Raw genomic sequence first — 23081 nt, 5'->3', positions numbered from 1 at the left:
CCCGGCATGCGCAGGACAGGCCACGCGTCGATGAGTGCGGCCCGCCGCATGCGCTTACCAGTCAACGACAGTCCAGCAAACGCACAGCCTGGGCTGGAATGATGTCCTGGTTGCCGGGCCGCTGCGCCTGTACCCATACCTACCTGAAGGTTCCACCATGAGCACCCCCAATCCAGCCCGACGCGACGCCCTGCTGCCGGGAGGTCCGGCAGCTGTCCGCCCCGGACTTCTGCCCCGGCTGGCTGCCGAGGGGGTCGGGAGCATGTTCCTGGCAGTTGCCGGACTGGGCGTGCCCCTTTTCAGCATCCCGCAGTCCAGCCCGCTGCCTGCGGCGCTCGCCGCAGGCCTTGCCGTGACCGCCGCGATGCTTGCCTTCGGCCACGTTTCGGGCGGCCACTTCAACCCCGCCATCACCCTGGGCCACCTCCTGGCCGGCCGCATCCATGCCGGCGCGGCAGCCGCCTACGCGGCTGTACAGCTGGCAGGGGCGGCGGCGGGCGCCCTGGTCCTTTATGCGGTGTTGCGCACGCTTCCCGGCATCGCCGACAGCCGGACTGCATTTGATACCGTCACGGCCGGCTTCGGTGAACACTCCATTATCCAGGCACCCCTGACCGCTGTTCTGCTCCTCGAGGTGCTGGGTGCAGCCATAATTGTGGCCGTCTTCCTTGGTGCGGCCGCCAGGGACCGCACCGGCGGCATCGCCGCGCCGGTTGCCGTCGGATTGGCGTTCGCTGCCCTTCTGCAGTTGGGACAGTCAGTGGGCAACCTGCCGTTCAATCCGGCACGGGCCGCTGCCTCCGCCCTGTTCAGCTCCGGCTGGGCGATGGAGCAGGTATGGGTCTTCCTTGCCGCGCCGCTGGTGGGTGCAGCCATCGCCGGGTTGCTGTCCCGCAGCTTCCTTGCCGTGTCTCCCGCGCATGGCGGCACAGGCGTTGACCTCGAACCGGCGCCGGAAATGCTTACCGGCAACGCCGGCGGCGAAGGGCGGAAAGACAGCGTCCGCGGAGTGGGCGATGGCACGGCCAACGAGGCGCAGGAGTTTTTCGAAGGCAAGCGGGGCTGATTCCGGCAACTGCGGCGGTTACGCAAACTGTCAGTGGCAGCCGATAGCTTAGAAATATGCGGTTACTTCACACATCGGACTGGCACCTGGGCCGTTCCTTCCACGGCGTGGGCATGCTGGACGCCCAGCGCGCCTTCGTCGACCAGCTCGTGGATGCGGTGGCAGAACACCACGTTGACGTAGTCCTGATTGCCGGTGATGTCTATGACCGCGCATTGCCGGGGGTGGACGTGGTTCACCTGCTCGACGACGCCCTGGTCCGGTTGACCTCGGCCGGGGCCACAGTGGTGCTGACCAGCGGAAACCATGACTCGGCCATCCGCCTGGGCTTCGCCGCCCGTTTGCTGGAGCGCGGGGGAGTGCACCTCCGGACCAGGGTGGAGAGCCTGGACCAGCCGCTGCTGCTGCCATTGGGCAAGGATCAGGCCGGGAAAGAAGCAGTGGCTGCCATCTACGGCATCCCATGGCTCGAACCCCGGCTCGTCGCCGAGCAGCTGGGCGTTCCGACCGCCAGCCACTTCGAAGTGACCCGGGCCGCGACAGCCCTGATCCGGCGGGACATCGAACGGCGGGCTGCCTCGTCCAGGATCCACTCGGTGGTCCTGGCCCACACCTTCGCCAGCGGCGGCATCAGTTCGGACAGCGAACGCGATCTCAGCATCGGCGGCGTGGGGGCAGTCCCCCTGGACCTCTTCGACGGCTTCAGCTACACGGCACTCGGCCACCTGCATGGCCGGCAGTCGTTGTCGCCGCAGGTCAGGTATTCAGGGTCGCCGCTGGCCTACTCCTTCTCGGAAGCCAAGCACCGGAAGGGCGCATGGCTGGTGGACATCGGCGGAGACGGAATCACCCGAGTGGAGGAAATCCTGTGGGATGCCCCCCGCTCCCTGGCGGTGCTGCGGGGTTCACTGTCAGACCTCCTGGAGTCGCCGCTGCACGAATGGGCTGAAGCCGCATACTGCCAGATCACGCTGACGGATGCCCAGCGCCCGGCCCGGGCCATGGAACGGCTTCGTACGCGGTTCCCCAACACGCTGGTCCTTGGATTCGATCCGCAGGGTGGGTCTGCCTCCACGGCTGCCACTTACAGCAGCAGGCTGGCCGAGGCCCCGGACGACCTCTCCGTGTGCTGCGGCTTCCTGGAGCACGTCCGCGGCCGCATGCCTGACGACGCCGAAAGGGCGGCCTTCGCCGCAGCCCTGGAGAACGTCCGCCTCCTGGAGGCCTCGCGATGAGGATCCACCATCTGCGGATTTCCGGGTTCGGCCCCTTCGCCGGTACTGAGGACATCGACTTTGACCGGCTGAGCGCCCACGGACTCTTCCTCCTCAACGGGCCCACCGGTGCGGGCAAGACCAGCGTTCTGGACGCTATCTGCTTCGCCTTGTACGGATCCGTTCCCGGTGCCCGCCAGGACGGCAAGCGGCTCCGCAGCGACCATGCGGAGCCGGCGCAGGAACCGTCCGTGACCTGTGAATTCTCCGCGCAGGGGCGGCGGTTCGAAGTGACCCGGTCGCCTGCCTGGGACAAGCCCAGCGCCCGCGGCAGGAACGGCTTCACCACCCAGCAGGCCAAGACGCTCCTGCGCGAGCGGGTGGATGGCACGTGGCTGGAGAAGTCTGCCCGGAACGATGAAGCCGGAGCCGAAATCATGGCCCTGCTGGGGATGGACCGCGAGCAGTTCACCCGCGTGGTGATGCTGCCGCAGGGGGACTTTGCTGCGTTCCTGCGGTCGAAGGCTCCGGACCGGCTGGAACTGCTGCAGAAGCTTTTCGGTACCCAGCGTTTCGAAGCACTCGAGCAGGAGCTTTCCCGCCAGGCGCAGGACGCCGGGGACAATGTATCCCTTTTGGCCGGGCAGCTGGAGCTTCTGGCAGCGCGGGCAGAGTCTGAAGCGTCCGCAATCGGGCTTGATGAAACCGGTGCCCCTTCCGTGGAGCACGTCCCCGCCCGGCTTGAGTGGTTGCGGAGTGCAGTGGCTGAACGGCTGGGAGAGCTGACGGAGCACGCGAAGACTGCCCTGTCCGCAAGCCGCCGGCGTGATGAAGAGGTCGAGGAAGAAACAGCCCGCCAGGACAGGCGCCGCAAACTTGAGGCAGCAACGGCAAGGCAGAATGCGGTCGCGGAAGCAGCCCCCCGCCTTGAGGAACTGACCGGACGCCTTGCCCGCCACCGGCAGGCGGAGGTCCTGGACGGGCAGTTGCGAAGCGTCGACGCTGCTGCAGCCAAGGTCCGCAGCGCGGCCGGCGCCGCGGAGTCTGCCTTCACGTTGCTTCGCCTTGCCGCCGCTGAGGACGCCGAGCTGGACCAACTGGACCTGTCCGGTCTTGACGCGGCCGGTCTTGATCCGGCCCGTCTTGACGTGGGGTTGGGGCAGGACCGTTCCGGGACGGCCGGCGCTGCCGCCGACGAACTGGGCCGGCTCCGTTCGCTCCTGGCCGTCGTTGAGGCAAGGTTGCCGGACGAGGACAGGCTGCAGGCGCTCCGGAAACGGCACGGCGGGCTCGTGAAAAAGCGGGAGGACCTGGCTGCGGCCCTCGTGGAGCTGAACAGCCGTGCAGGTTTGCTCCAGGAGGAGAAAACGGGCATCGAGGCGGGGCTGGAGCAGCTGGAGCAGCGCGCTGGTACCGCCGCCCTGCTCAGCAAGGAAGCCGTAGCAGCCGGGGAGCTGCTGGACGTCGTGCGGCGCTATGCTTCGGCGGTTGCAGACCGCGACACCGTAAAGCTGCGCTACGACGGGGCCCGGGAAGACCAGCTGGAGGCCAAGCGCCGCTGGCTGGACCTCCGGGAGGAGCGGCTGGCCAATGCTGCCGCCGAACTCGCCGCGCAGCTGGAGCAGGGGGAGCCGTGCCCTGTCTGCGGAAGTGGAGACCATCCTGCCCCTGCCGCCGCCGGCACCGGAGGTCCCGGGCTTGCCCAGGAGGAGGAAGCAGCACATTCACTTTTTGAAGCAGCCGAAGACACCTTCAGCCGGATCAGCGGCGAACTGGCCAACGCCGACCAGTTGGTGGCGGTCCTCGCTGGCCAGGGCGGAAACACCCCCGAAGTAGAGGCCGCCGCTACTGCCGAACAGGCGCGTGCTGCAGCCGCCAACGCACAACAGGCCGTCAAGGAACTTACCTCGGTCCGGTTTCGGCTTGAGAAGCTGGACGCCGCCATCACTGCCGCCCAGGCCGCCAAAGCAGGTACGGAAGCGGAGCTGGCACAGGCCGTGGCCACGCTCGAGGATGTGTCCGACCAGTCAGCCGCGCTGGACCAGTCATTGTCCGGGCTCAGGGGAAGCCACCGCAGCCTGGCGCAGCGGTTGCGTGCCCTGGAAAACGCGGTGGCTGTGCTGGACAAGGCGGTGGAAGCGCAGGCATCCCTGGAAGCTGCGCACGCCCGGGCGGCCGAGGCCCGGGAACAGCTGGCGCTGGCGTTGCCCAAGGCCGGGTTCACTTCTGCCGATGAAGCCCGCCTCCAACTGCTTGGCAGCGCGGAGGTAGCCGGGCTGCAAAGTGAGCTGCGTGCCGCCCAGGACGAGGCCGCCCGTGTCGCCGAACTGTTTGCCTCGGAAGACATCGTGCACGCCCTCGAGGAGAAATCCGCCGGATTTGAGGTGGACGGGCAGAGGCTGGCGCTGTTGCGCGACCATGCTGCGGCGGCCAGGGACGAAGCGCGTGAAGCAGACCTCGCTGCCAGCCTGGCCAGGCGGTGCCTGTCCTCACTCACTGCCATCAGCGAAGAGTACGAGGCACTCGCGGGGTCCTCGCGGGAACCGGCTGAGAGGGCCCGGATGCTGGCAGGACTGGCGGATGCCGCTGCCGGCCGCGGTGAGAACAACTACCGGATGAGTCTGAACACCTACGTCCTGGCGGCGCGGCTGGAGCAGGTTGCCCTCGCGGCGTCCGAACGCCTTGTGGCCATGAGCGATGGCCGCTACCTGCTGCAGCACACGGATGCCAAAGCCGCGCGTGGTGCGAAGTCGGGGCTTGGCCTGGAAGTGGTGGACCAGTGGACGGGCTACCGGCGAGACACGTCCACCCTGTCCGGCGGTGAGTCGTTTATGGCTTCACTGTCCCTGGCACTCGGGTTGGCGGACGTCGTGCAGCAGGAGTCGGGCGGGGTGGAAATCGAAACCCTTTTTGTGGACGAAGGGTTCGGGAGCCTGGACGAGCAATCGCTGGAACAGGTCATGGACGCCCTCGAAGGGCTGCGCGACGGCGGCCGCGTGGTGGGACTGGTCAGCCACGTTGGCGAAATGAAGCAGCGCATCGGCACCCAGCTTCAGGTGCTGAAAGGCCGCAGCGGATCCACGCTGCGGATTTCCGAGGCCCTGGATGTGCTGGTGTGACGATGAGACTGTCCTGCGACAGGCGATATACTTGTGCAGTTACCGGGTTGCGCGCATCGGGAGGAGGGACGGTGCGCATGACTGAACGAGCCCGGAATTGACATCATCAACCTCCCCTTCCATCACCACCGCGTCACCGGCCCCGGCGCATCAAACCCCGACAGCCCGGGCACCACGTCTTTGGCCACTCCCGCCGGCAACGGGACTCGCCCCGGGTCTTCCGCCGCAGGGGATACTGCCCGGCGCGGGCGTTTCACCCGGCTTCCGGCACTTGCCGGCCGCAGCTTCATCCCCATTGGTCTCTTTGCCCGGCTTCCGCTGGCAATGCTGACAGTGGGAACCCTCACCATGGTCACCTCCGTCAGCGGATCCTACGCCGCGGGCGGGGCAGCGGCCGGAGCGGTCGGTATCGGCTCCGCACTGGGCGCTCCGCTGCTGGGCGCCCTGGCCGACCGGCAGGGGCAGCGGCCCGTACTGATCACCGCCGCCATCATCAACGCCGCAGCGGTGCTGGGCTTGATCCTCGCAGCGACCGGTATGGGAACGTCGGGCGGCATCCAGGCCACGGTCCTGGCCGTCGCCTTCACCGCCGGTGCCAGCTGCCCGCAGGTGGGCCCGCTGGCCCGCGTCCGGTGGATGGCCCTGACATCGCGGAGCCAAGCCATGGACAGGGAGCGGGACCTGGACACAGCGCTCTCCTATGAAAGGACAGCCGATGAGGTGACATTTGTCCTGGGCCCGGCACTGGTAGGGATCCTGGCCAGCCTCCTGGCACCATGGCTTCCGCTGGCGCTGGCAGCCGCCATGACCATTACGCTGGTACCGGCCTTCGCCGCCCACCCTACCCACCGGGCTGTACGGCCCAGCCGAAGGCCGGCAGGCGACGGACCGCGCACCAAGGCTTTAGGCAAAATCCCGCCGGCGGTGGCGCTGCCCGTGTTTGCCATGGTCTGCATGGGGACGTTCTTCGGCTCAACGCAGGCCGCCCTGAGTTCCTTCTCGGCCGGCTTCGCCGGTTCTGAAATCGCCGGGCTGCTGTATGCCGCCATGGGCCTGAGCTCAGCTGCGGCAGCACTTTCGGTAGCTTACTGGCCCCGGCGGTTCAGCCTGTCCTGGCGATGGATCCTCTCTGCCGGGCTGATGGCGGCGCTCGCAGGGCTCCTGCTGGTGCCGTCGTCGCTGGGTTCCATGGTGGCGGTGCTGCTGATCCTGGGGCTCCCGGTAGGGCCGGTTATGGTCACTGTCTTCGCCGTCGGCGGTGCAGTTGCCCCTGCAGGCCGTCTCGGGACGGTCATGACGGGACTGGCCAGCGGCATCGTGGCGGGCACGGCGCTCGGCTCGTCCATCGGCGGCCACCTGGCAGAAACCGGTGGCCACCATGAGGCGTTCCTGGTTCCTGTCTGTGCCGCCTTGGCGCTGGCGCTGCTGGGAGGCGCGGCCGCCGTCGTCCTCCGCCGCCAACTTCACCACACCGCCCGGGCCTGACCCGCGCAGCCACTCCAACAGGGCTGCGGACGCTGCCGCTAGGCCAGTTGACGCTCGATGCGGGCCGCACTTTCGGCCAGTGCCGCGCCCACTGTTTCCGGAGCGTGGGAAGAGCGGATGTAGACCACCGCGAGCGCTGCCGGCCGTCCACCCGGCACCCTGACCGGGGCCGCCAGCGAGGATACCCCCGCGATCACTTCGTCATGGCTGGCGGAATATCCCTTCCGGCGGGCCTCGCCTGCCTCCGTGCGGTATGGGACACCGGTGTTCAGCCGGTCCCATTCGGCTTCCGTGAGCGCGGACTGGATGGCGATCCCCGGTGCTCCGGCGTTGATGGGATGCCGGGTGCCGGGATGCTGGGCAACCGTTGCTCCTGAATGGCGGGGCTCCACGGTGACAAGGGTGATGCAGTCGTGATGGTCCCAGACCGCCACGAACGCTGTCATGTCCAGGGTGTTCGCCAGATGTGTCAGCTCGGGAAGAGCGGCCGTCTGGAGGTTACGGGAAACTCCCCGTGCGAGCACCGCAAGCCCCGGTCCAGGCTGGACCCGGCCGGCGTCGTCCCGTACCAGCAGGGAGTGGTCCTCAAGGGTTCGCAGGATCCGGTAGGCCACCGAACGGTGCACGCCCATGGCATCCGCGAGCTCTGCGATGGTCAGCGGTCCGGGCGCGGCGGCAAGGATTTCCAGGGCGCGGATCCCGCGGGAGAGGGTCTGGGACGGAGAAGCCTGTGCCGGTGCTGCTCCGGCCGGGGCTGCGGCGGGGAGAGTCATGATGTCCATCCTAGATTGCTGTCCGACACGGGGCCGCGGCTCTTGTTTGGCCGTTTCGCAGTGTTGTTCCTGATTCCGAACTGACAGTTCAAATATAGAATTTCCGTGCGCGGTCGGTCCATAGCCGCGAAAGTTTTCCGAAGACGTGTTCCGCCTCACATTTTCGTAGTACCCTACTAACTAACTGACCGTTCTGTCGGTAATCCTGAAGGCGTCCCGGCGGTACTGCTGCCGATAAACAATGGAGTTTCAATGACCACACCTTCCAAGGTGGACACCCTTGCCGGTCCCAGCACCCGCCAGGAGGAACGCAAAGTCCTCGCCGGCACCCTCGTCGGAACCACCATCGAGTGGTACGACTTCTTCATCTTTGCCCAGCTGACAGCAACGCTGCTGTCACCCCTTTTCCTGGCGCCGTTGAACGAGTCCGACCCCGGCCTGGCGCAGATCCTCGCCTTTGCGCTGATCGGCATCAGTTTCCTCTTCCGCCCGCTCGGCGCAGTGGTTGCCGGCCACCTCGGCGATCGCCTGGGACGCAAGGCAGTGCTGGTTATGACCTTGGTCATGATGGGTGCCGCCACATCCTTGATCGGCCTGCTGCCAACCTATGCCCAGATCGGCGCCTGGGCGCCGGTTCTGCTGATCATCCTCCGCATCCTCCAGGGTTTCTCGGCCGGAGGCGAGTGGGGCGGCGCGGCGCTCATGGCGGTAGAACACGCACCCCTGAACAAGCGCGGCCTGTTCGGCGCCTACCCGCAGATCGGGGTGCCGATCGGCATGATCCTGGCAACCGGGCTGCTCTTCCTGCTGAACGCCGGCATGTCACGGGAAGATTTCACGTCATGGGGCTGGCGCGTGCCGTTCCTGCTGTCCATCGTGCTGATCATTGTCGGTTACCTCATCCGCCGGGCCGTAGCCGAAAGCCCGGTCTTCCAGGAAATGGCTGCAAGGAAGAAGGAAAGCAAGGCCCCACTGGGGGAACTTATCCGCAGCCACAAGAAGCCGGTCCTGTATTCCACCATGATCTTCATTGCCAACAACGCCGCCGGCTACCTGCTGATCGCCTTCTTCATCGCCTACGCCACCAGGACGCTGCAGATGCCCACTTCCCAGGTCCTCCTGGCCACCACCCTGGCATCCTTCGGCTGGCTGATTTTCACCCTGACGGGCGGCTGGCTCTCGGACCACATCGGCCGGGTCAAGACGTTCCTTACCGGTTACGCCATTATTTTCGTGTGGATGATTCCCATGTTCGCCCTCATCGACACCAGGAACATCTGGCTCTACGGTCTGGCGCTGTTTGTCCTCACCATCGGCCTGGGCCTGTCCTACGGCCCCATGTCGGCCATGTACGCCGAGATGTTCCCGGCCAACGTCCGGTATTCCGGCATCTCCATCGGGTACGCCTTTGGCGCCATCCTGGGCGGAGCGTTCGCGGCGACCATCGCCGAAACGCTGCTGCAGGCCACCAAGTGGACCGGGTCCATCGGCATCTACATCATGGTCCTGTGCGTCATTTCGGCCATCGGCGTGGTGCTGGCCAAGGAAACCAAGGGCCGGCCGCTGGGCGTCAGCCACCACTAGTCCCCACCCGTCCCCCTGACGGCGTGGGCCCACCATTCCGCGGCGACGGCGGGCCCGGACCACTCGGTCCGGCCCGCCGTCGTGGCATTGGGAGTCGCGTCTCCGGCGCCGCTACTGCTTCAGGAAACTGATGGCATCGTCGTCGGACAGCTGTTCAAAATGCCGGTAAAAGCTGCCCACCGCGCGGAACTTGCCCGGTATGTGGAGGCACAGCACGCCATCGCAGACCCGCTCCACGGAAGCTTCGGCGTCAATGGAGGCCACGGGGGCGGCGGCAACCACTGCGGCCGCCCCCCCCTCGCGGACGGCCTCGACGGCGGCCCTCATGGTGGCGCCGGTTGCAAGGCCGTCGTCCATCAGCAGGACAGTCTTACCCGCGAGATCATGATCGGTTCCGGGATAAAGGTCCACACGGCGGAGCAGTTCAGCGCGCTCGCGCTTCTCCACCTCATCCAGCCACTCCCGGCGGACGCCGTGTTCCAGGACGCGGTCAAGGAGTGGCTTGTTGATCAGGCGTACTGTGCGGCCCCGTGCCCACGCCAACGCTCCGTAGGCCGTTTCTTCATGGCCGGGGATTCCCAGTTTGCGGACCAGCACGGTTCCGAAGGGAAGGTAGAGGGCCTTGGCAGCGGCCGCGGCCACGGGGATACCGCCGCGGGCCAGCCCCAGAACCAGGGTGTCCCGCCGCTCCCGGAACTGCGGAAGCACCGCGGCGAGGCGCTCACCGGCCTCCGTGCGGTCTTCAAAAAGCGTACCCATCTGCTCCTCCAGGCTTTCCCGGCACCTGCTTTCAGCCTACCGCCAGGGAGCCCGGGGTATCGCCCTTGGCCTGGCTGAGGAAGCATCGGTGCGCGCTTTGGCCGCTCGGGAAAACCGGGCCCTCAAACCGACAGGAACGAGATGGCGGCCTGTTTGAAGGCCCTGCTGGTGACGGCGTTGGTGTGGTTCCGCCCCGGCAGGACCAGCTGCTCGGCCATTGAACCGGCGCTTCGTGCCAGCTCCGCCAGCTGCGGCAGGCTGCCGAGGCGTTCATCCTTGTCACCGGCCACCAGGAGCATCGGCACGTGGGGGACGGCTTCGGAGGGGTCGTAGGGCTCGGCCTTGATCGCCTCCACCAAAGAGAGCAACGCGAAGATGTTGTTGCTGGGCAGCAGCAGGGCCATTTTCAGCAGCCCTGCCGTGGACTCATCGGCGATCGGCGTGCCATCGGCCAGGTAATCCTGGGCAGCCACAAGGTCGAAGTCAGCCAGCGGGTCGGCGAGGTTCGGCCCGCCCAGGACCAGGCGGTGGACGATTTCCGGCTGGGTTGCACCGAACTCCCAGGCGAGCCGGGAACCCAGCGAGTAACCCACAACGTCCAGTCCGCTGGAAGGGTCACCGTCCTGCAGGGGCCGCACGCCGGCGTCGAACGCTGTCTGCAGGAGGTCCGCGCGGATCCTGCTGGGGGAGTAGGAATCGCGGTCCTCGGGGGCGCCGCTGCGGCCGTGGCCCGGCAGGTCCACGGTAATGACGCGCCGTCCGGCCTCAAGCAGGGCCGACACCCAGCCAGTGTCCTCCCAGTTGAGCTTGGAGGACGAGGAGAAGCCGTGGAGCAGCAGGACAGGCCGGAGCCCGGCGTCCACCGCAGGATCGTGCACCGCCACGTACAGCTGCGGGTCGGTGCCCTCCACGGTGTGCATCTGCTGTTGCCCGGTGTGCCTGCCGCTCATGGTGTCAGTCCTCATCAGTACGGCGCCCAGGCGGACCCGGCGCTTCGGTGCCTCATTCTTCGGTGACGTGCCCGCGGTCCCGGCGGGTTACCGCGAATCCGAACACGGCCAGCGGTCCACCGGCAGTACCCCTGCCGCCGTTCCCGCCGAAGGTACGCACCACTCTACCTGCCGGCGGACCGGGAAAATCAACCTCACGCGGGAGGGGGCAGGGGGCACCAAGACCGGCCCCTTGTACAACAGGAAGCCGCCCAACCTGCTCCGGGTCAGCGCTGCGAAAAACCGCCTTTCGGGGTTGTTATTCGCGGCCCGCGTGGGCTCGCGCTGCGTTGGTCACCCGGGCTCCCACTGAACAGGCCAGCGCGATGCCCGCAATCAGCGCGAACGTGCTGAAGAGCTGCACGCGGCTGCTGTCAGCGCTGAAGCCAACCGCGAAAATCAGGCCCAGCAGGACCAGGCCCAGGACGGTCAGGCCCGGGAACCCCTTCATCCGCAGCGGCAGGGGAGTGCCGTCCCGGTCGGCCCGCCGCCGCAGGATCAGCTGGGACACCAGTGCGCTGCCCCACACCACCAGGCAGGTGGACCCCACCAGCTGGAAGAGGGCCGGCAGGATCCGTCCCGGGAACAGCAGTTCCAGGACCGTGGCGATGAAGCCGAAGGCCACGGACACTCCGACCGCCAGCATCGGGACGCTCGCACCACTTAGCCGGGACAGGAAACGCGGCGCCTCCGCCCGTTCCGCCAGGGAGTACACCATGCGGGACGCGCCATACAGGTTGGCGCTCAGCGCAGACAGGAGGGCGACGACGGCAACCAGGGTAATGGCGGTTGCGGCCCCCGGGATCCGGGCTGCGTCAAGGACGCCGGCGAAGGGTGAGGCCAGGCCTTCCGAGGTGGCGGGAAGCACGGCGGCAATGACAAAGACGGAACCGATGTAGAAAACGAGGATGCGCCACACCACGGTGCGGATGGCCTTCCCCACGCTGTGTTCAGGGTCCTCGGTCTCAGCGGCCGCCACCGAGACGATCTCCGTACCGCCGAAAGCGAAGATCACCACGAAGAGTGCCGAAGCGATGCCCCCCAGGCCCTGCGGTGCGAAGTCTGCGGTGAGGTTGGTCAGGCCCGGGGATGCGACATCCGGCAGGATGCCCAGGAGCAGGGCGGCGCCCACCGCCAGGAACAGCACGATTGCCGCGACTTTAAGGATGGCGAACCAGAACTCAAATTCGCCGAAGTTCCGCACGCCGGCCAGGTTGATGCCCGTAAACACCAGCATGAACACAAGTGCCAGCGCCCAGACGGGAACCACCGGCCACACGGAGACGAGAAGCCCTGCCGCTCCAAGGGCTTCGGCGGCGATAACCACCACCAGCTGCAGCCACCAAAGCCAGCCGATGGTGGCGCCCGCGGTCTTGCCCAGGGCCCGTTCGGCGTAGACGGAGAAGGCGCCGCTGTTCGGGTTCGCCGCAGCCATCTCGCCAAGTGCCCACATCACCAGGATGATGAGCGTTCCGGCCACGAGGTAGGAGACCAGCACGGCCGGGCCAGCCGCCGGACGCCGGCGCCCGAACCCAGGAACAGCCCGGCGCCGATGGCACTGCCCAGCCCCATCATGGTGAGCTGGCGGGGCTTCATGCTGTGGCCAAGGTGGGGCTGCGGTGGTGCGATGGCGGACTTCGTTGTCATGCTGGACAAACCTTCTTGGGGTCTAGGGGATCTGATCCTCGTGGGACCATCTGAATTTACCGTGTGAAATGCCGCCGCCGAACCCGGCACCCACACCCCCGCAGACCCGGCAAAGCCGGAACATTTCCATTTCCCGGACACCTGCCCGTAGAATTAGTTTTGGTCATTATGACTATAACTAGGACGGGCGCCCTTCGGGGCCGGACGGGCCGGAAGGCGGTGGAACGTGTACTACAGCTCGGCAAATGTCTCGGAGCGCCAGGCCGCGCCGCCGTCCCTTGCCATCTCCACCGTCATTTTCGCGCTCCGGCCCAGCGAAACGTCCGGCCGGCCCACCTTGTGGCTGCCGCTGGTGAGGCGCATCCGGGAACCCTTCAAGGGACTCTGGGCGCTGCCCGGGGGACCGCTCAGCCACAGCGAGTCCCTGCAGGATGCGGCCTCGAGGAACCTCCGGGAGACAACCGGCCTGGCCCCCAGCTACCTGGAACAGCTGTACGCCTTCGGGGGGCTGCACCGGTCACCCACCCAGCGCGTGGTCTCAATCGTCTATTGGGCCCTGGTGAAGCCGACGGAAGCGGCCCTGGCCGATGTCTCGGAAAACGTGAGCTGGTTCCGGGCGGACCGGCTCGGGGACCTCGCGTTCGACCACAACGCCATCGTGGACTACGCCCTCTGGCGCCTGCGCAACAAACTGGCCTACGGTTCGGTGGCCTACCACCTGCTGGGGGAGTACTTCACCCTGGCGCAGGTCCGGGAAGTCTACGAGGCCGTGCTGGACCGGGAACTGGATCCCGCAAACTTCCGGCGGCAGCTCAAGGCCACCCCTGAAATCGAAGAAACGGACGAATTCCTCCAGGGCGGCAAACACCGTCCGCCACGCCTCTACCGCTTTACCGGCCGGCCCGGCCTTGACCCAGACAACAGGAGCACAGAATGAGCAGCGTCAACACAGCAATTCAGCTGATCACGCGCGAACAGGCAGAAAAAGGCGCAGCCGCGAAGGGCAGCACCTGCAGCCCGGCCCTCGCCAAAGGCCCATGGGACTATGACCTGGCCGAGGCCCTTGCCGGCATTCCCGCTTATGGCCCCGGAGCCTCCAGCGCCGACGTTGCCCCGGCAGCCACTCCCCGCCAGGGCCAGCTGCCCGAGGAATACAAGCTGGCCAGCGATGCCGGGCTTGCCGAACGTATCCTCGCGGCGAAGGCTGCACTGGGCGACCGCGCCGTCATCCTGGGGCACTTCTACCAGCGGGACGAAGTGATCCAGTACGCGGACTTCGTAGGTGACTCCTTCCAGTTGGCCAACGCGGCGCTGACCAAGCCGGACGCGGAGGCGATCATCTTCTGCGGCGTCCACTTCATGGCCGAAACCGCGGACATCCTCTCCACACCGGAGCAGGCCGTCATCCTGCCCAACCTTGCGGCCGGATGCTCCATGGCGGACATGGCTGACGCTGATTCGGTGGCCGAGTGCTGGGAACAGCTTGAGGAGATCTTCGGCACCGAGCCCGACGCCGACGGCCGGGTCCCGGTCATCCCCGTGACCTACATGAACTCCTCCGCAGCGCTCAAGGCTTTCTGCGGCGAGCATGGCGGGATTGTGTGCACGTCGTCCAATGCCAGGACCGTCCTGGAGTGGGCCTTCCAGCGGGCCCGGCGCGTGCTGTTCTTCCCGGACCAGCACCTGGGACGCAACACTGCGAAGGCCCTGGGCGTCCCGCTGGAGCAGATGCCCATGTGGAATCCGCGCAAGGACCTCGGCGGCAATGACGAGCAGGCGCTGCTGGATTCCCGGGTCATCCTGTGGCACGGATTCTGCTCCGTGCACAAGCGCTTCACCACGGCGCAGATCGACAAGGCCCGCGCCGACTACCCCGGCGTCCAGGTAATCGTCCACCCCGAGTGCCCCATGGAAGTCGTGGACGCAGCGGACTCGGCCGGCTCCACGGACTTCATCAAGAAGGCCATCGCCGGAGCCACGGAGCCCACCACGTTCGCCATCGGCACCGAGATCAACATGGTGAACCGGCTGGCGGCGGAGTACCCGCAGCACACCATCTTCTGCCTGGACCCCGTCATCTGCCCCTGCTCCACCATGTACCGGATCCACCCCGGCTACCTCGCCTGGGTGCTCGAGGAACTGGTTGCCGGGCGGGTGGTCAACAGGATCACCGTTGACGATGCCGTGCAGGCCAACGCCCGGACCGCACTCGAGCGCATGCTCGCCGCAAGGCCGTAATGAAGAGGCAGCCGGACATGCCCGCGCAGGGGACGGCAACCCTGCCACCGGGGAACGGGGGCGGCACTGCACGGCGGCGGCTGATCGTCGTCGGAAGCGGCATCGCCGGCCTGTACGCCGCACTGCTGGCAGCAGAAGCCGATGCTGAGGTTGTCCTGCTGACCAAGGGCCAGTTGGGCGAAAGCAACACCTGGTACGCGCAGGGCGGCATCTCGGCGGTACTCACCGACCCCTCACCCGGGGACACCGTGGCCGCTCACATCGCCGACACCCTCCAGGCCGGGGCCGGGCACTGCAACGAGTATGCCGTCCGCCTGATGTGCACGGAATCCCGCCAGGACATCGCAGGACTGCAGCGCTTCGGCGTGCGCTTCGACCTGGGGCACGACGGCGCCCCGGCCCTGGGCCTGGAAGCGGCACACAGTGCCCCCCGCATCCTGCATGCCGGGGGCGATGCCACCGGGGCAAGGGTAGCTGAAGCGCTGATCCGATCGGTGCTGGCACGGGAGGCTGAGGGAAGGCTCACCGTCCTGGCGGGGGCCCACGCCACCGCCCTGCGGCAACAGGGCCGCAAAGTCACCGGCCTGGAGTACCTGCGGGACGGCCTTGCCGCCAGCATCGAGGGGGACGCCGTCCTACTGGCAACAGGGGGAGCAGGCCAGCTGTTTGCCCAAACCACCAACCCCGCCGTCGCCACCGCCGACGGACTGGCGCTCGCGGTCCGTGCAGGCGCCGCCGTGGCAGACCTCGAATTCTTCCAGTTCCACCCCACCTGCCTGGTGAACGCGGCCACTGCCCACCCGGGCCGGCTCGACGGGCCCCTGCTGATTTCCGAAGCAGTCCGTGGGGAAGGAGCAATCCTGGTGGACGCAGGCGGCCGCCGGTTCATGCGTGCCTACCACCCGGACGCCGAACTCGCCCCGCGCGATGTGGTGTCGCGCAGCATCGCCCTGCACCTGGCCAAGCTCGGCGACCCCAACGGCCACGTCTACCTGGACGCACGGGTGATCGAGGAAACCCGTGGCGCAGGATTCCTCGAGAGCCGCTTCCCCACCCTCACGCGGAAAACGCGCGATGCCGGCATTGACTGGACCCGTGAACTGGTTCCCGTAGCACCCGCGGCCCACTACTGGATGGGCGGCATCACCACCGATCTCCACGCCCGCACCAGCATCCCTGGCCTCTATGCAGCCGGCGAAGCCGCGTGCACGGGCGTCCAGGGGGCTAACCGGCTGGCCAGCAACTCCCTCCTCGAAGGACTTGTCTTCGGCCGCCGCGCTGTTGAAAACTTCCTCTCTGGTGCCCCTGGTTGGGCGTCGTCCGACGCTGTTCCTCCGCTCGCTGTCTCGGCCGCGGACGGCCTCCCCTTGACGCTCGCTTCCGGAACACCCTCGGCCGACCGTACGTACGTCACCTTCCCTGCTGCTTTAGAAGGCGCGGCGGCCACATCAGGTGCTTCGGATGGGAGTCCGTTTGCCAACTTCCGGGGGACGGGGGAGCCGTTCTCCCGGGATGCCCTTCGCCGGTTGATGACGTCCCACGCCGGGGTACTGCGCAGCGGGGAACTGTTGGCTGCGGCGGCTGACACCCTGGAGGGGTGGGCCGCCGTCGTACGCCCTGAAACTGTTGCAGGCAACGGGAAAGCGGACCTGTTCGCGCATGAGGACCGGAATCTGTTGCTCGCCGCGCAGCTGCTGGTATCTGCCGCCCGCCGGCGCCGCGGTTCCCTTGGCGCCCACTACCGCAGCGATAATGACCTGCCCGGAAACCCTGCCGATACTGACGTCGAAGTACTGGAAGATTCCTGCCCGACCACCCCGAAAGCGAGCCTTGTCCGTGACTGAACACTCCTTGATCGAACCAGTGACCGGCAAAGGCCCGGGACTCGATCTGACGCTGCCGTCAGCGCCCGTCCGGGAGATCCTCGAACGCGCCTTCGCCGAGGACGCGCCTGCCGGCGACATCACCTCGCAGCTGCTGATCCCGGCGGACGCCCGCGCCAACGCTGTGCTGAACGCGCGTGTCCCCGGCGTCCTGAGCGGGGCAACAGTGTTCCGGGACGCCATGCAGCTGGTGGACCCCGGCACCTCCGTCGAGTTGCTGGTGGCGGACGGCGGGAGGTTCGGCGCCGGCACTCGCCTTGCACGGGTCAGCGGACGGGCGCGGTCGGTGCTGCTTGCCGAACGGGTTGCGCTCAACCTGGTCCAGCGGATGTCCGCCATCGCCACCAAAACAGCCGCGTTCGTGCAGCTCACCGAGGGAACCCCCGCGCGGATTACCGACACCCGCAAGACAACCCCCGGACTGCGCGTCCTGGAACGGTTCGCCGTGCGCTGCGGGGGCGGGGCCAACCACCGCTACAGCCTCTCCGACGCCGTGCTCGCCAAGGACAACCACCTGGCCGTGATGACCGGCGGAGATCCGGCCAGACTCACGGAACTCCTGCTGGCGGCCAAGGCCCAGTTGGGGCACACCACACACTTCGAAGTGGAAGTGGACAGCATGGACCAGATCGAACACGTCCTGGCGGCCGGCGTGGACACCATCATGCTGGACAATTTCACGGTGGAGGAGCTGAAAGCCGGTGTAGCCCTGGTTGCAGGACGGGCACGGGTGGAAGCGAGCGGTAACGTCAACCTGGAAACCGTCGCAGCGATAGCCGCCACAGGGGTGGACGTCATCTCCATCGGCGCCCTCACGCACACGGTGGCCGCCCTGGACCTTGGCCTGGATGTCGAATTGACCGTGGGGTGAAGCACCGTGATCTTCCTTGATGCCGCCGCCACCACCCCCGTCCGCCGTGAGGTGCTGGATGCCATGTGGCCCTATCTCACGGGCGAATTTGGAAACCCCTCAAGCCACCACAGCCTTGGCGAGTCGGCCGCGCGGGCGCTCGCGGATGCCCGGGCCTCGGCAGCTGCCGTCCTGGGCTGCCGGCCCGGCGAGGTGACGTTCACCTCTGGTGGTACGGAAGCGGACAACCTGGCCGTCAAGGGTGTTGCCCTGGCGCGGCAGGCTGCGGATCCGAAACTCAACAGGGTGGTGATCAGCGCCGTCGAACATCCTGCGGTGGAGGAATCAGCCCGGTACCTGGAGCGCTTCCACGGTTTCACCGTTGACGTGGTTCCGGTGGACAGCACCGCCCAGGTCACGCCGGAGGCGCTCGCCGAAGTCCTTCGGCCGGAAACGGCACTGGTCAGCGTGATGTATGCCAACAACGAGGTGGGCACCATCCAGCCCATCGCCCGGTTGGCCGCCGTGGCACGGGAGCGGGGCATCGCCTTCCACACGGATGCAGTCCAGGCTGCAGGCTGGCTGCCGCTCGACACCAAGTCACTTGGCGTCGATGCCATGAGTATTTCAGGCCACAAGCTCGGTGCGCCCAAGGGTTGCGGCCTGCTGTATGTCCGCAGCCGGGTCAGGCTTGAGCCGGTCATTCACGGGGGCGGCCAGGAACGGGGCCGGCGGTCCGGGACGGAAAACGTGGCCGGCGCCGTTGGCCTGGCCACGGCCCTGGCGCTTGCCCAGGCCCGGCAGCGGGATCAGCAGGCGAGGGTAGCGGCCCTCCGGGACACGTTCATCAGCACGGTGCTGTCCACTGTGCCCGGGGCCATCCTCACGGGCCACCCCGCGGACCGGCTTCCTTCCGTGGCATCGTTCTGCTTCCCCGGTACGAGCGGCGAATCCGTGCTCCTGGAACTGGAGCGCCAGGGGGTGGTGTGCTCAAGCGGTTCGGCCTGCGCCGCGGGCTCCGATGCGCCGTCACCCGTACTGACGGCCCTCGGGATTCCCGCTGAAGTTGCGCAGACAGCAGTGCGGTTCAGCTTCGACACGTCGGTGACGAACGAGGACCTGGAGTCGGCCGCCCGCGCCGTCACAACGGCTGTCGCAAGCGTCAGGACACTGGGAACGGGCTAGTGTGGACCCGCCCGTCCCTCACCCGGTTCCAACGGCAGGCCGGGTCCTGCCCGGCACCCCGGCCACGGCGACTCCCTGACCGGATTTACCAGCCCGCCAATGGCATGGACCCGGCACGCTACCTCGTCGCCGGGGGAGGCCAGCCATGAGGTCAGTAAAGCTCGCCTACCGGAATGTCCACGGCCAGCCTGTTGGACGGGCCCGGCAGCGGACAGGCCCAGGCCTCGTTGTAGGCGCACGAGGGGTTGTAGGCAAAGTTGAAGTCCAGGACGAAGGTGGACCCGGGGCCGGTGCCCTGGACACCGTGGAAGGCGCCCTTGATGGTGTCGAGCAAATACCTGCCGGCTCCGTAGGTTCCGCCCGGCTGGCCGGCGGTCGCATCACGGAACGGCACAAAGATCCCGCCGCCGTACCCGTGGAGCTTCCAGACCGCGAGCTGTCCCATTTCCGGCAGGTCGAACGTCCCCAGCCGGACAAAATGGACCACGCCGTCGGTGCCCGTGTCCACGGACATTTCCCGGCCGGCACCCTCCTTGGTGAGCGGCACATGGAAACGGTAAATGGGATCGTAGTCAGCCGTCTTCAATCCCGAAAAGCGTGCCTTGTCTGCGCTGGTGAGCGCGGAGGCCGGGTGCGTGGCGAACATCAGGTCCCGCTGGTGCCGCCAGTAGGAATGCGCCTCCGCCGGGTCCTCCAGCGAAAGCTTCCGGACGTTGTCATACAGGGCAAACGTCCGCAGCCGCCAGTCAGCAATATCGACGGCGGAGATGTCCGCAGGGTTTTCTTCGGCCGTGCCGTACTGTTCCGCCATAGCCACCAGCCTAGTCCCCGGCGCAGGTATAGCCGTCCGACGGCGTCACACGCGGTGCGCCGTTTCGTCCCCGCCGGGCGGGACAGGAAACACCCGCCGGATCACCGGCCCCGCCCGGCCGCGCCGCTAGGCTGGCTGCATGAGAGGCAAGGCATCGACGACACTCCAGTCCGGGGCATCACTGCTGGCGGCCGCCATCCTCCTGGCGGGCTGCTCCGGCCAGCAGGACAGCGGTCCAGGCTGGACCGCACAGCCGGGTACAACCGCAGAGCCCAGTGCAACAGTGCAGCCGGACACATCCGGTACCGGGAGCCCGGCTGCACCGGCTGCCGGTGATGCTTCCGCCACTGCCTCCACCGAACCGTCCGGGCCGCAGCCTGCTGCCACCGCAACGGCCTGGAAGACTTTCTCGGACCCCGGCAAGACCGTAAATTTCGAGCTGCCGCAGGACTGGATTGCCCAGTCCGTGGCGCCCGAGGAAGGCACCCTGCCGGGCGCACTGAAGATTGAAGTGAAGAAGCCCGACGGCACATTCATGGCCGCCCTGCGCACGGGACTGCCGCCGTCGTCTACTGAATGTCCGGAAGGCTCACGCCGGGCTTATACGGTGATCAGCAGCCTCCCCGTGGAGGTCTCCGCCCAGGGCGGAGAGGGAACCATCCCGCCGCGCGTGGTCTTCCGGGTGATCCAGGGCTACCGGTATTTCGGGTCCTACGGCATTACCAACGTGGTGGGCGGCGCAGACAACCAGGCCTGCGAACTCCGGAACATCGTCCGCGGATTGGCCGGCAAAGGTGACTGGTCCTTCGGAGACCTGGTCTCCCTCAAGGCTTTCGCGCCCGACGAGAAGGTGGCTCCCGCCAAGGCCTTTGACACCCTTGGCCAGGCCGCACAGTACGTTGATGAGAGCCCGGAATTCGCCAACGTCCAGCGGATGCTAATGTCTCTGGAGATCAAGAACTAGTCGCGTCGCCGGCCCCCACAGGAGCCGGGACTGACGGCGGCTTTCCTTCCGACGCCGATACCCACGGAGATTCATGGAACGCTCTGTTTCCGCACGCCTGGCCTTTCGAACCATAGCCAATACCAAGGTGGCCATGGCCATTGCCGTAGCCAGGGACAGCGGCTACTCATCGTTCGAAGAGTCGCTGTCCGTGGTGGCGGGCGGAGAACAGGTCCCGCTGACCGAAGTCCCGGACCACCACGGAGGCCGGCTCCACTACATGGAGTTCACCGAGCCCGCCGAGGTGACCGTGGAATACTCCGCCACCGTAGCCGGCAGGGCAGAGCCGGAGGAGGCCGCCCTGGCCGACCGCATCCGGTACGTGCGCCCCAGCAGGTACGCCGAATCGGACCGGTTGCTGCCCACCGCCTACGCAGAATTCGACCAGGTCCACGGCAGCGACCTGCTGCAGGCGGTAAGGAACTGGGTGCACGGGGAACTGCGCTACCTCAGCGGATCATCCAGGGGTACTGACGGCGCCGTGGAGACCCTCCTTAGCCGGCGCGGCGTGTGCCGGGACTTCGCCCACCTGGCCATCGCCCTGCTCCGTTCCAAGGACATCCCGGCGCGCCTGGCGGCTGTTTATGCTCCCGGCCTGAGTCCCATGGACTTCCATGCCGTGGTCGAGGCCTATGTGGACGGAGCCTGGCATGTCATCGACCCCACCGGGCTCGCCCCGCGGGAGTCGATGCTGCGCATTACGGCCGGCAGGGACTCCTCCGATACCGCCTTCCTCTCCACCGTGGGCGGAAGCCTGGTCCTGCACCAGCTCCGGGTCACCGCCGTGGTGAACGGCGACTTGCCCGGCGAAGATGCTGCCCGGCCGATGCAGCTGGGCTAACGTGCTGGAACCCCGCTAGCGGGGCGGGCGCGGGCCGAGGGAGCTCCGGAGCTTGTCGGTCAGCCGCCGGAGTTCCTTCTGCTCGGCCGGGGTCAGCGCCGGGCCCACCAGCGCGGAGATGTCCCTGACGTGCTCGCGGCCAATCTCCTTTTGGAGTTCCCGTCCCTCGTCGGTCAGTTTGAGCAAAACGCCGCGGCCGTCGTCCGGGGCCGGCATCCTGGCTACCAGTCCGCGCTTCTCCAGCCGCTCCACCAGCCGGCTCAGGCTTGACTGGCTCAAGAGGACATTGTCGTTGAGTTCGTTGAGCCGGAGCCAACCGGACGGGCAGCGGGAGAGCGTGAACAGGACGTCATACTCATTCACCGCGAGCTTCCGGAAGGCCGGGCCCGACTGCAGCTTGCGCATGACGGCCACCTGCGCCCGGAACAGCGACTCCCAGGTCTCCGCGGCGAGGCGGACGGGCGATTCCGATCCTCCGGCAGCCATCATGCCTCCGCGGAGGTCTTCTCGGCGTCCTGCGAGGCCAGCAGTGTGGCCACCCGGGCTGCGTGCGTCGGCGGGTCGGGGACGTGTGCCGGCTTGCGGGCAGCGTACTCCTTGCGCAGGACGGGGAGGACTTCCTCGCCGAACAGGTCCAGCTGTTCCAGCACGGTCTTCAGCGGAAGGCCGGCGTGGTCGATCAGGAACAGCTGCCGCTGGTAGTCGCCGAAGTACTCACGGAACGTGAGGGTCTTTTCGATGACCTCCTGGGGGCTGCCCACCGTCAGCGGCGTCTGCGAGGTGAAGTCTTCCAGCGACGGACCGTGGCCGTAGACCGGAGCGTTGTCGAAGTAGGGACGGAACTCCTTGACCGCATCCTGCGAGTTCTTCCGCATGAAGAACTGGCCGCCCAGGCCGACGATCGCCTGGTCCGCCTTGCCGTGACCGTAGTGCTCGTAGCGTTCGCGGTAGAGGCCGATCAGCTGCTGGTAGTGCTCCTTGGGCCAGAAGATGTTGTTCGCGAAGAAGCCGTCGCCGTAGTAGGCGGCCACTTCCGCGATCTGCGGGGTGCGGATGGAACCATGCCAGACGAAGGGGGCGACGCCGTCGAGCGGGCGCGGCGTGGAGGTGAAGTTCTGCAGCGGGGTGCGGAACTTCCCGGACCAGTTCACGGTGTCCTCGTCCCAGAGCCGGCGCAGCAGGCTGTAATTTTCGATGGCCAGCTCCACCCCGTCCTGGATGTTCTTTCCGAACCACGGGTAGACCGGCGCGGTGTTGCCGCGGCCCAGCACCAGGTCCACCCGTCCGTCGGCAAGGTGCTGGAGCATCGCGTAGTCCTCGGCGATTTTCACCGGGTCATTTGTGGTGATCAGCGTGGTGGCCGTCGACAGCGTGATCCGTTCGGTCTGCGCTGCAATGTAGGCGAGGGTGGTGGTGGGGGAGGATGAGAAGAAGGGCCGGTTGTGGTGCTCACCCAGGGCGTAGACGTCCATGCCGATCTCTTCGACCTTTTTGGCGATGGCAATTGAAGCCTTGATGCGTTCATTCTCGGTGGGGGTCCGGCCTGTGGTGGGGTCCGTGGTGATGTCGCTGACGCTGAAAACACCGATCTGCATGGTGTGCCTTCCGTTTCCTGGAGTTGCTGGCTTGGTTCC

Annotated in this window: 18 protein-coding genes and 1 pseudogene; 12 read left to right on the top strand and 7 right to left on the bottom strand. The window is 67.1% G+C overall.

The genetic code is table 11. The annotated features are described in order from the left end of the window. Positions 1–157 precede the first annotated feature (157 nt). From NXY83_RS12505 to NXY83_RS12490, 4 genes are all read left to right on the top strand, one after another. Positions 158–1066, top strand: a complete 909-nt coding sequence (locus tag NXY83_RS12505) for an aquaporin (RefSeq protein ID WP_258802541.1) — start codon at positions 158–160, stop codon at positions 1064–1066. 56 nt (positions 1067–1122) lie between these two features. Further along, complete coding sequence (locus NXY83_RS12500; protein ID WP_258802540.1) at positions 1123–2301, top strand: exonuclease SbcCD subunit D; 1179 nt, start codon at positions 1123–1125, stop codon at positions 2299–2301. Further along, the gene (locus tag NXY83_RS12495) at positions 2298–5399 is read left to right on the top strand and encodes an AAA family ATPase (protein WP_258802539.1); all 3102 of its coding nucleotides are present in this window, start codon (positions 2298–2300) and stop codon (positions 5397–5399) included. The genes NXY83_RS12500 and NXY83_RS12495 overlap by 4 nt, the downstream gene beginning before the upstream one ends. A gap of 180 nt (positions 5400–5579) precedes the next feature. Further along, positions 5580–6884, top strand: coding sequence for an MFS transporter (locus NXY83_RS12490; protein WP_258802538.1), 1305 nt, complete (start codon positions 5580–5582; stop codon positions 6882–6884). A 38-nt stretch (positions 6885–6922) separates the two neighbouring features. Here NXY83_RS12490 and NXY83_RS12485 read toward each other — a convergent pair whose 3' ends face one another. Beyond that, positions 6923–7657, bottom strand: coding sequence for an IclR family transcriptional regulator (locus NXY83_RS12485; protein WP_258802537.1), 735 nt, complete (start codon positions 7655–7657; stop codon positions 6923–6925). A 252-nt stretch (positions 7658–7909) separates the two neighbouring features. Here NXY83_RS12485 and NXY83_RS12480 point away from each other — a divergent pair, with 252 nt between their 5' ends. Continuing rightward, complete coding sequence (locus tag NXY83_RS12480) at positions 7910–9241, top strand: MFS transporter (protein ID WP_258802536.1); 1332 nt, start codon at positions 7910–7912, stop codon at positions 9239–9241. Positions 9242–9352: 111 nt separating this feature from the next. Here NXY83_RS12480 and NXY83_RS12475 read toward each other — a convergent pair whose 3' ends face one another. From NXY83_RS12475 to NXY83_RS12465, 3 genes and pseudogenes are all read right to left on the bottom strand, one after another. Continuing rightward, positions 9353–10000 (bottom strand): phosphoribosyltransferase, encoded by a 648-nt coding sequence (locus NXY83_RS12475; protein ID WP_258802535.1) that lies wholly within the window; start codon positions 9998–10000, stop codon positions 9353–9355. A 122-nt stretch (positions 10001–10122) separates the two neighbouring features. Continuing rightward, positions 10123–10950 carry an alpha/beta fold hydrolase gene (locus NXY83_RS12470; RefSeq protein ID WP_258802534.1) on the bottom strand — a complete coding sequence of 276 codons (828 nt, stop codon included), beginning with the start codon at positions 10948–10950 and terminating at the stop codon, positions 10123–10125. Positions 10951–11248: 298 nt separating this feature from the next. After that, positions 11249–12636: pseudogene (locus NXY83_RS12465) on the bottom strand (amino acid permease). Between the two features lie 226 nt (positions 12637–12862). On the opposite strand from NXY83_RS12465, the gene NXY83_RS12460 reads away from it, so the two are divergent. The 5 genes from NXY83_RS12460 to NXY83_RS12440 are packed head-to-tail and all read left to right on the top strand — an operon-like array spanning position 12863 to position 18792. After that, the gene (locus NXY83_RS12460; protein ID WP_258802533.1) at positions 12863–13573 is read left to right on the top strand and encodes an NUDIX hydrolase; all 711 of its coding nucleotides are present in this window, start codon (positions 12863–12865) and stop codon (positions 13571–13573) included. Continuing rightward, positions 13570–14874 (top strand): quinolinate synthase NadA, encoded by a 1305-nt coding sequence (gene nadA, locus NXY83_RS12455; RefSeq protein WP_258802532.1) that lies wholly within the window; start codon positions 13570–13572, stop codon positions 14872–14874. Before NXY83_RS12460 ends, nadA begins: the two co-directional genes overlap by 4 nt. A 17-nt stretch (positions 14875–14891) precedes the next feature. Further along, positions 14892–16718: an L-aspartate oxidase gene (nadB, locus tag NXY83_RS12450; RefSeq protein WP_258802531.1), complete on the top strand. Its 1827-nt coding sequence runs from the start codon at positions 14892–14894 to the stop codon at positions 16716–16718. Beyond that, a complete protein-coding gene (nadC, locus tag NXY83_RS12445; RefSeq protein ID WP_258802530.1) occupies positions 16711–17628 on the top strand; it encodes a carboxylating nicotinate-nucleotide diphosphorylase in 918 nt (305 codons plus the stop codon). Before nadB ends, nadC begins: the two co-directional genes overlap by 8 nt. Before the next feature lie 6 nt (positions 17629–17634). Beyond that, the gene (locus tag NXY83_RS12440) at positions 17635–18792 is read left to right on the top strand and encodes a cysteine desulfurase family protein (RefSeq protein ID WP_258802529.1); all 1158 of its coding nucleotides are present in this window, start codon (positions 17635–17637) and stop codon (positions 18790–18792) included. A 151-nt stretch (positions 18793–18943) separates the two neighbouring features. Here NXY83_RS12440 and NXY83_RS12435 read toward each other — a convergent pair whose 3' ends face one another. Further along, on the bottom strand, positions 18944–19603 hold the full coding sequence (locus NXY83_RS12435; protein ID WP_258802528.1) for a DUF1684 domain-containing protein: 660 nt from the start codon (positions 19601–19603) through the stop codon (positions 18944–18946). A 139-nt stretch (positions 19604–19742) separates the two neighbouring features. On the opposite strand from NXY83_RS12435, the gene NXY83_RS12430 reads away from it, so the two are divergent. Both NXY83_RS12430 and NXY83_RS12425 read left to right on the top strand, forming a co-directional pair. Further along, positions 19743–20567: a hypothetical protein gene (locus NXY83_RS12430; RefSeq protein ID WP_258802527.1), complete on the top strand. Its 825-nt coding sequence runs from the start codon at positions 19743–19745 to the stop codon at positions 20565–20567. 73 nt (positions 20568–20640) lie between these two features. Further along, the gene (locus NXY83_RS12425; protein WP_258802526.1) at positions 20641–21447 is read left to right on the top strand and encodes a transglutaminase-like domain-containing protein; all 807 of its coding nucleotides are present in this window, start codon (positions 20641–20643) and stop codon (positions 21445–21447) included. 15 nt (positions 21448–21462) lie between these two features. On the opposite strand, the gene NXY83_RS12420 is transcribed toward NXY83_RS12425, so the two are convergent. Together NXY83_RS12420 and NXY83_RS12415 are read right to left on the bottom strand one after the other, a co-directional pair. Further along, positions 21463–21933 (bottom strand): MarR family winged helix-turn-helix transcriptional regulator, encoded by a 471-nt coding sequence (locus NXY83_RS12420; protein ID WP_258806207.1) that lies wholly within the window; start codon positions 21931–21933, stop codon positions 21463–21465. Beyond that, positions 21933–23042, bottom strand: coding sequence for an LLM class flavin-dependent oxidoreductase (locus NXY83_RS12415; protein ID WP_258802525.1), 1110 nt, complete (start codon positions 23040–23042; stop codon positions 21933–21935). Before NXY83_RS12415 ends, NXY83_RS12420 begins: the two co-directional genes overlap by 1 nt. Between the last annotated feature and the right edge of the window lie 39 nt (positions 23043–23081).

It is taken from the genome of Pseudarthrobacter sp. NS4 (assembly GCF_024758005.1).
Taxonomy (GTDB): Bacteria; Actinomycetota; Actinomycetes; order Actinomycetales; family Micrococcaceae; genus Arthrobacter.
Note: the sequence above shows the minus strand (reverse complement) of the source record. Positions and strands in the feature narration are given on the sequence as shown.